General features: G+C 33.4%; 5 protein-coding genes. All 5 read left to right on the top strand.

Annotation, left to right across the window (positions count from 1 at the left end):
* Nucleotides 1–59: 59 nt before the first annotated feature.
* The gene (locus tag HMPREF0520_RS01580) at nucleotides 60–992 is read left to right on the top strand and encodes a nucleoside hydrolase (RefSeq protein ID WP_006729150.1); all 933 of its coding nucleotides are present in this window, start codon (nucleotides 60–62) and stop codon (nucleotides 990–992) included.
* Nucleotides 992–1,717 carry a GntR family transcriptional regulator gene (locus HMPREF0520_RS01575; protein ID WP_006729149.1) on the top strand — a complete coding sequence of 242 codons (726 nt, stop codon included), beginning with the start codon at nucleotides 992–994 and terminating at the stop codon, nucleotides 1,715–1,717. The genes HMPREF0520_RS01580 and HMPREF0520_RS01575 overlap by 1 nt, the downstream gene beginning before the upstream one ends.
* A 147-nt stretch (nucleotides 1,718–1,864) precedes the next feature.
* Nucleotides 1,865–4,261, top strand: coding sequence for a phosphoketolase family protein (locus HMPREF0520_RS01570; protein ID WP_006729148.1), 2,397 nt, complete (start codon nucleotides 1,865–1,867; stop codon nucleotides 4,259–4,261).
* 106 nt (nucleotides 4,262–4,367) lie between these two features.
* A complete protein-coding gene (nox, locus tag HMPREF0520_RS01565; protein ID WP_006729147.1) occupies nucleotides 4,368–5,714 on the top strand; it encodes a H2O-forming NADH oxidase in 1,347 nt (448 codons plus the stop codon).
* 261 nt (nucleotides 5,715–5,975) lie between these two features.
* Nucleotides 5,976–14,433: sialoglycan-binding domain-containing protein (locus tag HMPREF0520_RS01560; protein WP_035514790.1), on the top strand; the 8,458-nt coding region annotated here is incomplete at its 3' end.

Here is a 14,433-nt window from a genome sequence, read left to right as displayed (position 1 = left end):
TTTTTTTAATGTTATTAGTGCATAATTAATCTATACAAAGTTTGGGAAGGGATGTATACATGAAGAGAATACCTTTAATTATCAGTACTGATCCTGGTATTGACGATGCGGCTGCTCTTACTATAAGCTTATTTGCACAGGAACTTGATGTGCGTATGATTGTAGCTACATGGGGAAATGTGTCTTTAAAGCATACGCTAGATAATGCCTTGAGATTAGAAACATTTTTAAAAACTACAGTTCCAGTTGTCAAAGGCTCAGCTGCTCCGCTTATTCGTGATGCTATTTCAGCAGCAGATGTTCATGGAGTAAGTGGGATGGTAGGTTATCAATTTCCTGAAGCTGATTTATCATTGCTCAAGAGTGGCAATGCTATTGAGTTAATGCATCAAGAAATTAATAAGCAGAAGGAAAAAGTTACTTTGGTAGCATTGGGTCCTCTGACTGATTTTGCATTATTATTTAAGCAATATCCTGAAGATATTAGTAAAATAGATAAATTATTTATTATGGGATGCAATATAGGTCGTGGAAATTATACGCCGCTTGCAGAATATAATATTGCATGTGATCCAGAAGCAGCTGCAATCGTTTTCAATAGTGGATTAAAGATTGTAGTGGCACCGCTTGAAATAGGCCGTCAAGCTGCTATATTGCCTGATGATATGAGTAGCATTAAAGCACATGGTAGAGTAGGTGAGATGCTATATGGTATTTTAACAGGTATCAACGAAGAAAGCGTGAGTGGTGGTACTGAAATTTATGATGCTACTGCTATTGGTATGTTATTGGATCCTCAAATGTATACATTTAGTCGTGCACATGTTGAGATAGAATTAACTGGTAAATATACTTATGGTGCTAGTGTTATTGATTTTAGTGATAAAGCTTGCACTAAGTACAATGCAGAAATTGCTGTAGCAGTTGATCACAAAATATTTACCGATTGGTTTTTAAAGGTTACACAATCCGCTGAGATGGAGAAAAAATAATGGCTGATTTAGTTTATCGTACAATTATGCACGATATTAAGGAAAAAATTGTTAATAAAGAGTATGATGGAATGCGACTGCCAGACGAGCGTAGTTTAAGTGAGCACTATCAAGTTAGTCGCTCCTCAATGAAGCGTGCTTTGGAATTGCTAGCTCAAGAGGGGATAGTATTTAAAAAAAGAGGTAGTGGGACATTTATTAATCCGCTTTATCTAAAAAATAGAGGATTATTTAAATATGAAGGTTCTAATTTAGGTATAACAGATTCATTTAGTGTACCAGGTAAGTCACAAAATATTGAGTTGTTAGATTATCAAGTAATTAAGACGGATGATGATCTGAAACAAGATTTGTTCTTAACTAGTTCAGATTTTGTTTATAAAATAAGACGTTTACGTTTGCTTGACGATCAGCCATTTTTAATTGAAACTGGTTTTATACCTATCAAAATTGCTCCAGATTTAAATCCTGATATTTTAAAAAAATCCTTATTTAATTATTTAGAGCATCAAAAAAATAAGCGAGTAACCAAGTCGTTTTTAACTATTACTGTAGAACCATCTACTTTAGAAGATCAAGTGAAATTAATGTTAGAACCTAATGAGCCGGTAGGTATTATTGAGGGTATTTTCTTTTTAGATGATGGTACACCTTTTGAAGTATCTAACATGCGTGTTCATTATAAATATATGAAGTACAATAGTTTTGTCAATTTAAATAAGTAATGAGAAGGAAAAGTGATATAGAATTAATATCGCTTTTTTATTATGCAATTCTTTAATTGGTAGGTATCAATTTACACAATGGTTGATTTGAAATATATGATGTACTATCATGAAAATGTACATAGAGTATAGTGGGGTGTTGTAAGGATGAATTACGATAGTGAAGAATATTTAAAATCTGTTGATGCATATTGGCGTGCAGCCAATTATTTGTCCGTTGGACAACTTTTTTTGATGAATAATCCTTTGTTGAAGCAAGATTTAGTTGCTACCGATGTTAAGCCTAAACCGATAGGTCATTGGGGAACGATTGCTCCGCAAAATTTTATTTATGCACATCTAAATCGAGTTATCAAAAAATATAATTTGAATATGTTCTATATTGAAGGATCTGGTCATGGTGGTCAAGTGATGGTGTCTAATTCTTATTTAGATGGTTCATATACTGAAACATATCCTGAGATTACGCAAGATGAAAAAGGAATGGCTAAGTTATTTAAGCAATTCAGTTTTCCAGGTGGGATAGCATCACATGCTGCACCAGAAACACCAGGTTCTATTCATGAAGGTGGAGAATTAGGGTATTGCTTATCACATGGTGTAGGTGCTATTTTAGATAATCCAGATGTTATTGCGGCAGTTGAAATAGGTGATGGTGAATCAGAAACTGGTCCTTTAGCTACTAGTTGGTTTTCTGATAAATTCATTAATCCAATTCATGATGGGGCAGTGATTCCTATTTTGCAAATTAATGGTTTTAAGATATCAAATCCAACGATTGTGTCGCGGATGTCGGATGCGGAATTAACACAATATTTTGAAGGGATGGGTTGGAAACCATATTTTATTTCTGCATATAATGATGGACAATTTAATGGTTATAAACCGCATATGCAAGTTCATCATGAAATGGCTCATGTACTTGACCAAGTAATAGAAGAAATTAAAGCAATTCAAACGCATGCACGAGAAACTGGCGACAGTTCCTTACCAACATGGCCGATGATTATCTTTAGAGTACCTAAAGGTTGGACAGGTCCTAAGTTTGATTTAGATGGCAATCCAATTGAAAATAGTTTCAGAGCACATCAAATACCAATTCCAGTTAGTCAAAAGCAAATGGAACACAAAGATTTATTGACCGATTGGTTAAAGAGTTATCATCCTGAAGAATTGTTTGAAGATACTGGTTATCCAAAACCGATAGTATTGCAAAATACGCTTACAGGTGTACATAGAATGGCTAAAAATCCCATTACTAATGGCGGGTTAAGTCCAAAATCTTTAAATTTACCTGATTTTAGAAAATTTGCTGTGAAATTTGATCAACCAGGTTCTGTTGAAAAACAAGATATGGTTGAGTGGGCTAAATATTTGGATGCAATAGCTAAATTGAATCCCGATAATTTTAGAGGTTTTGGCCCTGATGAGTGCAAATCTAATCGTTTATTCGATTTGCTAGATAATCAAAAAAGACAATGGATGGAAAAAATCCATCAACCTAATGACGAAAATTTGAACAATTCTGGTAGAATTATTGATTCACAATTATCAGAACATCAAGCAGAAGGATGGCTTGAGGGATATGTATTAACAGGTCGTCATGGCTTTTTTGCAACATATGAGGCATTTGGACGTGTAGTTGATTCGATGTTAACGCAACATTTCAAATGGTTACGTAAAGCTAAAGAACAAGCTTGGCGTAGATATTATCCAGCTTTGAACTTTGTTGATACTTCAACAGTATTTCAGCAAGATCATAATGGATATACCCACCAAGATCCCGGTTTATTGACGCATTTATTTGAAAAGGGACATGCAGATTTGGTTCATGAATATTTACCTGCAGATGCTAATTCGCTTTTAGCAGTATCAGATAAGGCATTTAAAGATCGTGAATGTATTAATATTTTGGTTACATCCAAGCAACCACGTCCGCAATGGTTTAGTATTGATGAAGCTAAACGCTTAGTTGATCACGGCTTGGGATATATTGATTGGGCATCTACAGACCATAATGCAAAACCTGATGTTGTGTTTGCTTCTACTGGAACAGAGCCTACCATTGAAACGTTGGCTGCAATTGATATTTTGCATAAAGAATTTCCTGAATTGAAGATTCGCTATATTAATGTGATTGATGTCATGAAATTAATGCCTACATCTAAAAATAATGCGGCAATTTCCGATCAAGAATTTGAACGACTATTTCCGATAGGCGTGCCTGTTATTTTTGCTTGGCATGGATTTAAACCAATGATGTCATCGATTTGGTTTGAACGTGGTCGTGGTAAAGATGATATTCATATTCATTGTTATGAAGAAAATGGTGATATTACGACACCTTTTGATATGCGTGTTTTAAATGAACTTGATCGTTTCCATTTAGTTAAAGATGCAGTGATGATGACTAATTTAGCAGATACTAATGCTGAATTCATAGAACAAATAGACAGACTTTTAGATAAACACCATGTATATATTAGAGATTATGGTGAAGATATGCCTGAAGTAGTTTCATGGAAATGGCAAGGCTTAAAATAGATCTAACTAAGGTAAAAGTCCTGTCAAGCTTTTTATACCTGCTAGTGCTATACTTATTCTTAATAAGAAGTATTCTTATTTATGTAAATACAAGGAGGATATCACAGTGAAATTTGTGATTGTAGGTACTAATCATGCAGGTATAGCTGCTGCAAATACATTATTAGATAATTATGGTAAAAATAATGAGGTCATCATGATTGACCGAAATAATAATCTTTCTTATTTAGGATGTGGTACTGCTTTATGGGTTGGACGCCAAATTTCTAGTTATAAAAAATTATTTTATACTAAACCAGCAGATTTTGAAGCCAAAGGTGCACGTATTTCTTTGGAAACTACCGTTAATAAAATTGATTTTGAAAATAAGATAGTTTATGCAACTATTAAAAATCATACAGAAATCACAGAAACATACGACAAGTTGATTTTAGCTGAGGGTTCAGCTCCAATTGCACCTGATTTGCCAGGTAAAGATTTGGCAGGTATTCATTTCTTGAAATTATTCCAAGAAGGGATGGCAGTTGATCAGGAATTAGATAAAAGTGATGTGAAGACTGTTGCTGTAGTTGGTGCAGGATATATAGGTGTTGAAATTGCCGAAGCTGCTCGTCGTCGTGGAAAGCAAGTATTATTATTTGATGCTGCGAAGACGTGTTTGTCTAGTTATTATGACCCTGAATTTTCTACTTTAATGGATCAAAATTTAAGAGATCATGATATTGAAACACATTATGGAGAATTAGCACAGGAATATCTTGGTAAAGATGGACATGTTTGTGCTTTAAAGACAAATAAAGGTAAGTATCAAGCAGATATAGTAATTAATTGCATTGGATTTAGACCTAATGCCATTTTAGGCGGAGACCACTTAAAGCGGTTTTCAAATGGGGCATATCTTGTTAATCGCAATTTTCAAACATCGGATCCTGACGTGTTTGCGGTAGGCGATTGTGCAACTAATTATTCTAATGCACTGCAAGACACGACTTATATTGCTTTAGCATCCAATGCTGTTAGAAGTGGAATTGTAGGAGCACATAATGCTGCAGGTACCGTGATAGAAGGTGCTGGAGTTCAAGGCTCAAATGGTATTGAAATTTATGATTTGAAGTTGGTTTCAACTGGATTGAGCGTCAAAGCAGCTGATAAATTTGGCTTGTCAGTTAAATATGTTGATTATGAAGATAAGCAATTGCCAGATTTTATGCCAGCATCTGAAAATGCCAAAGTTAAAATTAGAATCGTTTATGAAAAGAAAACTAATCGTATCGTAGGAGCACAGTTAGCTTCATTGTATGATATGCATGAACTTATTCATATGTTCTCGCTAGCTATTCAGGAAGGATTGACTATGGATAAGTTACAATTGCTAGATATCTTCTTCTTGCCTCATTATAATCAACCATATAATTATGTTACAATGGCTGCCTTGAAAGCAGATAAGAATTAATATTATTTTATATATAGAGAAATTACATTAATAATTTACTGATCTGTAGTAGTTTAGCTACTCTCTGTAGATTTTAATGTTTTTTTTTTTTTATTAGTAAAAAATCATTAAAAATACGCATGATAGCAACAAAAAAAGGTATGCATAAGGTTGATTTGTCAACGATTTCAATGAGACTTGCTCTTTTGCTATTTCTTTACATAGAATTTGGAGTATACTAAGGAGTAGCAACAAAAATTAATTATGGGAGAAGTATTAAAAATGAAGCTATCAAAAAATAATATTCAAAGCAAACTGCAGAAAGAGGCACATCAAATACCTCACTTCAGTATACGAAAGCTTACTATAGGAGCAGCTTCTGTTTTACTGTCGACTTCACTGTATTTAAACTGGAATAATTTAAATGCTTTGGCTGCTGAAAATAGCAGCACCAAGCATGGAACATATGATGTAAATAAAAAGCAGGAAAATCCGCCTGCAGCCAATGAAAGCTTGAAGACCACTAATAAAATGGTAGATAAAAAATTGGTTAATCAGAAGGTAAATCAGACAGATGCTGAACTTAAAGCCCACATAGCAACTGCTGAGAATCTAAATTCTGATAAGATTACCCCAAAAACCAATCAACAACTTGATTTGGCGATAGCTACAGCTAAAACGGCTATTCAGAGTTATTCTGAAGATGCAAAAAAAGATACTGCTCATCGACTAAAGACTGTTGTTTTACAGGCAAAAAAAGAAGCAGCAGAAAAGACAAAAAAGGAATCTGTCAAGTCAGTTTCTGTTGATAATTTAAAAGCTTTATCGGATCAGCTGTTTGATAAAACAATGCACCTTGATCAAACTAAGGCTGATAAGGGTGAGTTACAAAAAATTATTGATTTTGGAATTGAATTAGATAGCTTTTTGAAAAATAAAAATCTTAAGGCTGAACAGCTCAATAATTATGAAACTAATGCAAAGAGAATGTTAGCATTAGTAGATAAATTACCTAAGATCCAAATTAATGCTCATGGCAAGTCCATGCCACAATCTCGCAGTTACGCAGATCGTGATTTTGATCTTAAGAATTTATCCTTGCATAAGCCATTAAGTGCTAAAGAATTTAATTCAGACCAATTTAAACTGCAACAAGAAAAGAATTCAGCTATTGCTTTCTTACAATATGCTTTGAGCTGGAATAATGATGATAGAAACAAGATTTTAGATGAAACAGCTGGCAACGTTATGGTTAAAGATGAAGAAATTCATCAAAATGCCATATTAGGTATTAATGTTGCAAATAATAGAGAACAAATCAGAAAATGGTTGGACTATGTATTTTGGCATAAGCGTGGCATGTTCATCGTGCCACAAAGTCCAGATGGAAATACAACTGGTACTGATGTATTTGCCTTGTATAAACCTGGTACCTTTTTATATGGTACGCATAATAATGCTAAAGAAATACCAACTGTTAAAGAGATTCATAATACTGTTTATGTTAAGAATTCACTAATTAAGGATCAAACTGGTAAGTTAGTAGGTTATCATTGGACAGTTGAATTTAATCATCAGCATGCCGATCGTAAAAGTGGTCACTATTATTTCACGACGCCAAAAGGTCAGAGTATTGTCAGCTCTAACGATTCAAAAAATGGAGTTAAATTTGCAGATGCAGCTATTGTTTCTACAGATGCATCAGGTCATAGTAAAACTTTGACTGGTAGAGGATATACTGTTGATAACATTTGGCAAAATGCAACTCAAAATGATTTCTTGCCAGCAGATAGAGTGTCAGGTACTGCTCAAGGACCAGAAACATATTATGGTAAGCAAAGTTGGAAAACATATACTAGAAACGGTGTCAATCTGTGGTGGGGCGGTGGCAGTTTTAGCAGATGGAACTATATCGGATCAGCTCATACTTTAAAAGACATTATTTATAAGCATTACTGGCAAGGATCTAATTACCCACAATCTGGTTGTACCAAACTTAATAAAGATGAATGGGGCGATGAAGCACAATTTACTAACAGCCGTGATGGCATTAAGATGGGTCCATTTGTTGATAACTTATATAAATATAAGTATGACTTTAATAAAGGTGAATCTAGTGATTACCAACGTATTGATTATGCACAATTGATTCAAGAAAACACTGACCGTGTTTATATGTTTGAATCTAAACAAGACGATACTAATACATATAAAATCACTTTTGATACTAGAATTGATGACCCTAAATCAACTAATGTTCATAATCCATATTATGCTGCTGGTTACCACTCTTATGAAAATAAAACTACGGTTAATTATATGCAGTGGGGCGGACTACGTTTTAAACCAGAACTAAGTATTACCATTAATGGTAAGAAAAATAATATTTTAGTTGATCCTCAAACGCATAATGATTATGTAGAAGTTCATGAAGGTGAAAAGACTAAGATATCATTGAATAGTAAAAATGATAAACAGGGTCTTGCCATGTGGTCTACTGACTATAAGAGTACGTCTGCATTGTCTTGGCAATTAGGAAAAGCTGATGAAAATCTTTTTAACGCTGATTATAAAGAAACACCTGTTGACGCAGATAATAATGCTGCTAATCCATATGTTCACCAAAATGCAAGAATGGAATTATCTGGTGTAGTTATTGCTAAACCTGGTTCTGAAATGAATATTGCTTGGGCTGGTTCTGGTATGCCTAATTTCACAGCTGATGATATTACTAATATTTATGGTAATAAAACCCAAATGGATGATGGCTTAAATGCCTTTTTACCTAACCGTGAAATCAGATCTGTTAACGTACGTGTAATACCTGCAGCAGCTTATGCTCAGAAAACTAAAATTGCAATTAGATTTAAGGGACAACAGATTGTTCTAAGTGAGCAAGAAAAACAAGATATCAAAAAGACTATCTATGATGCTAATAAAGATCATTATGATATTAAAAATGGTGAAAATGGTATTACAGTTGATAATTCAGGAAATGTAAGCTTTACTATTCAATTTAATGCCGCTAAACATAAAGGCGATCGAGCAAATATGCAGTATCGCAAATTAACTCTAAAACCTGCAGATACTTTGAGTTATACAACTATTGATATTAAACCAGTAGATGGATCTGCTTCATTTAGTTTGAATAGTAAAAATGGTGCAATTGATCCTACGTTGACTGTATATAATCATGAACCATATCAAGTTAAAGTCAATGCAACCGATACGACAAGTAAGATGAACGATTTCTTGACGAATGGTGGTACAAATGTTACAGGTTTATCAACAGATCATAATGAATATCAGAAAAATCATCGCGGGATGCAGGTTGACGATAAAACACCATATGTTTTGACGATGAATGGTCAAGGATTATCTAAAGATGGTAAAACTTACAAGATTAAATTTGAATCTTGGGATGGTAATGATACCAAGACTGTGTCACAAGAGGTTAATGTAGTAGTCGCAGATCAAGCAGGACGTTATCAGAATAAGGTTAAAGGCAGAACCTGGACTGTAGAAGTTAATGATAAAACTGCTGATCATTTAAAACCTGATAATTTTGTAGACGATAGTACTAAAGCTATGTTAGGTAAGGCACCATCAGGTGTAGCAGGTAAAACAGGAGTTACTTATACCTTTAAAAATGGTGTTCCTGCCCATGATCATGTAACTAAAGGAAATACTCCGAAAGATGTTACGGTTGTAGCTAAATTTACGGATAATTCAACTTTAGAGATTAAGGGTAAGTTAATTGTTAACGATACGCAAAACCCTATTGTTGAGTTTGATACTACAGATCATAAAATTGTCAATGAAGGCAATAATAATTATCGACTAAATGTATATTCAAATGAAAAATTTGATGTAGCAATTAAAGCTCATGATAATAGTAATATTGTGCAAGATTTGCGTGTAAAATATGGAAATACTTTACCAAATTGGATAAGTTCAGATGAAGATCAAGTCCAAACTAAATATAAGTCTGATACAAAAGGTAAGCGTGATAGTAAAGGTACAAGTAATAATCCATATATTATTCACCTTACTGGTACGGTGCCGAATAATATGGTCAATCAAACATATAAGGTATCTGCTACAGCATGGGATGATGTTGATCATACAGGAACAGCCAATTTAGAAATCCATGTTTTACCACAGTGTGACAAATATAAGAATTTATTACAAGGTAATACACAAACAATCGAAGTAAAAGAAGCTATTCCAGATATTAAGACCTTTGTCACAGCTAAGGGAGTCAAATTACCAAATAATGTTAAGTATACTTATAAAGGAACTGGTTTCGATAATACCAATATTAAAGAGCAGAATGCTGTAATTAAGTTGACTTTTGCTGATAACTCCTATATAGATGTTAACGCTAAACTTAATGTCCAAGATACACATTTAGCAACGGTGCAATTTGCATCAACAGACGCTCATGTGAAAGTATCAGATAATAAATACCTCCAGTCAACAAAACCAAGTGATACTAAACAAAGTTCAGTAACAATTACTGCTTATGTGAATGAACAATTAGGTGTCAATGTTAATGCTAATGATAATTCAGGTCATATTTTGGACGTACTACTATCAAAGGATAATGGTTCTTTAACTTGGATGACATCTAATGACCGTGATTACCAACAACACAATAGAAATAAAGCAGTAAGTGAGAGTCATCCATATCAAATACAATTAACGGGTACGCCAACTACTAAAGGAACAAGTACTGCGGTGATCAAAACATGGGATGGTGCTAATCATGAAGGTGATATTAAATTTACTATTAATGTTTTAGATCAAGCAGCTCAATTTGATGGCGATAAGTTAAATGGTGCTACCAAAACAGTAGAAGTTAATGATAATGTAGTTTTGTCACCGACTGATTTTGTGGATGCTAAAACACAAGCTTTACTTAAAAAAGCTGCAAATGACGTAAAGTATACGTGGACTACTAGTGATGGTAAGCAACCAGCCAATAATACCGTATCAACCAAAACAAATGGCAAGTATCAACCTTCAGATGTTAAGATCATTGCGAAGTTCAGTGATGGTTCAACTAAGACAATTACTGGTCACTTGATAGTGCAGGATACTAAAGCTCCTACTGTAAAATTTGAAGAGACTCCAAATGTTACAGGCAATAAAATTACAATTGGCACTGAAACTAGCAACAATCAAAAGTCAGTGACAATTACAACATATCGTAATGAAAAATTTAGCTTTGATGTTAAAGCCAATGACAATTCTAAGTTGGTAAGTGATGTTAAATTGACTGGTACAACTTTGGAAGGAACATCGACCGACCATGATAGTAAAAAAGATCATGGCACTGATCCATATACACTAACTATTTTCGGCTCATTTACTCCTACTACAAAAACTGGCCAATATACACGTACAATTCAAGCTACCGATAAAGCCGGCAATAGTAGTAATACGTCATTCAAATTCTATGTTAAGGAACAAGCAGCTCAATTTGATGGGCAAACATTGACAGGGCAGACACAGACAGTTACTCTTCATACCAAGATAAATCAAAATGAAGTAGAGCGTTATGTTTCTGATGCTACCAAGTCTCTATTAAAAAAGGCAAATGGCAACGTAACGTATAGTTTTAAAGATATGAAGGAATTAAGTACCGATGCAGTGTCTGCTGATGGTAAACAAGTTCATGTAATAGCTACTTTCAGTGACAAATCTACTAAGGAAATTATTGGTACTTTAATAGTTAATGATAAGAATGCTCCAACTGTTAACTTTGTCAAAGGAACTAATTCAGGACCAGTTCAAATTGATAATCAAAGTAAAACTATCACAGTATATCGTAATGAAAACTTCAATATTAATGCTAATGTGAAAGATGACTCTAAAGTTGTTAATGATGCTAAGTTAACTTCTAAAGATACAGCTACACATAACGAATTTACAATTACTACTGATCATGATAGTAATCATAATCACGGTCATGATCCGTATGTTTTAAATATTAGTGGTAGCTTTGGTACACAAGCTAAATTGGGTAGCTATTCAAGAACAATCCATGCTGTAGATGGTAACAATAATGCTGGTGATACTAATTTCAAATTTGTAGTTAAAAATCAGTCTGCTCAATTTGATAGTGATCAATTAAATGGAGCAACTAAGACAGTTGAAGTTAACTCAGGTTATACGCCTAAGGCAGAAGACTTTATTGATAAAGCAACTAAACAAAAGTTAGATGCAGCTAATGGCACTGAAAATTATGCTTTTGCAAAACAGCCAACTATTGATAAAGTGAAGACTGAAACTGTTCCAATTACTGTTACATTTAGTGATGGTTCCCACAAGGTAATTAACGGTACATTAAAAGTTCAAGATACTACTGTTCCTTCATTAAAATTAATAAAAACTAATTCTAATAAGAAAAATAGAGTAGGGGAAATAACATGCACTCCATCAGATAGTAAACATAAAAACTCTACTGCAACTGTTGTTGTATATCGTAATGAACAATTTAGTATTCAAGCCTTAGCCACTGATAATTCAAATATAATTAATGATGCACGTTTCCACGGTTCTGCTGCTGATATTACTGATAATCATGATGTATATCAAGCACAGTATCGTGGCAAAAAAGGAAAAGTCAATGATCCATATGTGGTTACTATTGAAGGTGGTTTTTCAAAAGATTTAAAATTTGATCCAAATACTCATACCAAGACAATAGACGGATCTTATGTTCGTGCATGGGATGGTGTTGATAATACCAATGATTTGAAGATCAAATTTATTGTTAAGGACCAGTCTGCTCAATTTGATAATGATAAATTGAATGGAATAACCAAAATTGTTGAAATTAATTCTGCAAACATACCTCAAGCACAAGACTTCATTGATCCTGCAACGTTGAAAAAATTAAGTTCTGCAAAAGATGGTATAACTTGTACATTTGCAGATGGTAAAGAGCCAAAAATTGATACAGTTAAGACAAATGAAAAAGTAAGTGTTGTTGTCACCTTTAGTGATAAATCTACTAAGACAATATATGGTCACTTGACAGTTAAAGATACTACTGCACCAGCGATTACAGTATCTAAAGCCGAAAAGGGTAAGTGTGTTGTTAATGGTGATCAGATAACTGTTTATAATAATGAACCATTTAATTTAAATGTAAGTGCTGTTGATAATTCCAATCATGTTTCTAATATAACTATTGAGGGTACACATGAAGGAGTATCGCTGACATCTGATCATAAGGGTGAAGGGTCTAAAGCTAAACCTTATACTTCTGTAATTAGTGGTACTTTTAATGATAAAGGTAAACACACTATTACATTAAATGCAACCGATGCAAGTAATAATAAAGGTACGAAGAAATTAACTGTTGTTGTTAAAGATCAAGCAGATCAATTTGATAATCAAACTCTTACAGGTATCACAAAAACAGTGGAAGTAAATGATGATAGTGTATCATTAAACCCTGAAGATTTTGTATCCCAAGATACTAAGAATTTATTAGGTAAAGCTACAAAAGGTGTTAAGTGGACATTTGTTGATAATAAAGAATTAGATAAATCTAAGGTAACAAGTGCAAATACTGGTAAAGAAGTTCATATTAAGGCTGAGTTTGCAGATAAAACATCTAAAACTATTTTAGGTCATTTAATTGTTCAAGATACTAAGGCACCAACGCTAGAACTTGTGTCAAGTGATCCAAAGAGTAAGGATGTTGTGGTTACTAAAGGATCTAATAATAGTTACAATATAACAGTATATTGTGGTAGAGAATTTAAATTACTTGCTAAGGCAACAGATAATTCGCATGTTGTTACTGATGTAAATATTGCTGGCGGTGATATTAAAGGGTTTAGTAATGATCATGATACATATATTAAGAATCTTGCTAAAAATCCTAAAGGAACGAGTAAGGATCCATATGTTCTTACAATGACAGGAACTTTTGCAAACGATTTTTCTACAGGATTATATGAAAGAACAGTTACTGCCAAAGATTCTTCAGGTCATAGTACTACAATTACTATGAAAATTACTTTGAAATCACAAAATGAACGATTCAAAGATGAATTTCATGGATATAAAGTTTTAGTTCCAGAGCAATTGGATTGGCAACAAATATTTAAGGCTGAAAATCAACCAGTACCTCCTAAAGATTTTGTTGCAATACCTGCTGATGCACCAGATAATTTATCTTATAGATTTGAATGCGACGATAGTGGAAATCCATGCATATATGTAGATTTTGCAGATAAATCATCATTAAAGTTATCATTGGAGACAATCACAGCTGATGCCCAAAATAAAAATAGAGTTGCAGAAACTATTCAACGTAACATCATTATTAAAAAAGACGGGCAATCAACAACTTCGGTACAAAAGGCTGAATTTATTAGATATATTATTTTAAAATCAGAAGGTATTTCTAAGATATCTTCTATAGCATTAGACAAAGATCTTCGTTCTGCATCTATAAGTGATGAGTATGGTCAATGGTTAACGAAGTCTAAGAGTAATGATAATGTAGTTACATATAGTGATAATGCTGAGTTATCTAAATATGATGCTAAAAATATAGTAGGTTATCAAAAGGTTGAAACTGCCAATGATACGTTAGAAGTTAAACCAAATTCTAATGATAGTATTAATAAGTATCTAATTGAAAAGACTGATGAAAATGATTTCTCACCTGCTAAAAAGATATCAGATATAGTTATTGAATATAAGCGGTTAGCTG

Source organism: Lactobacillus iners DSM 13335, assembly GCF_000160875.1.
Taxonomy (GTDB): domain Bacteria; phylum Bacillota; class Bacilli; order Lactobacillales; family Lactobacillaceae; genus Lactobacillus; species Lactobacillus iners.
This window is presented reverse-complemented; position numbering and strand designations above follow the sequence as displayed.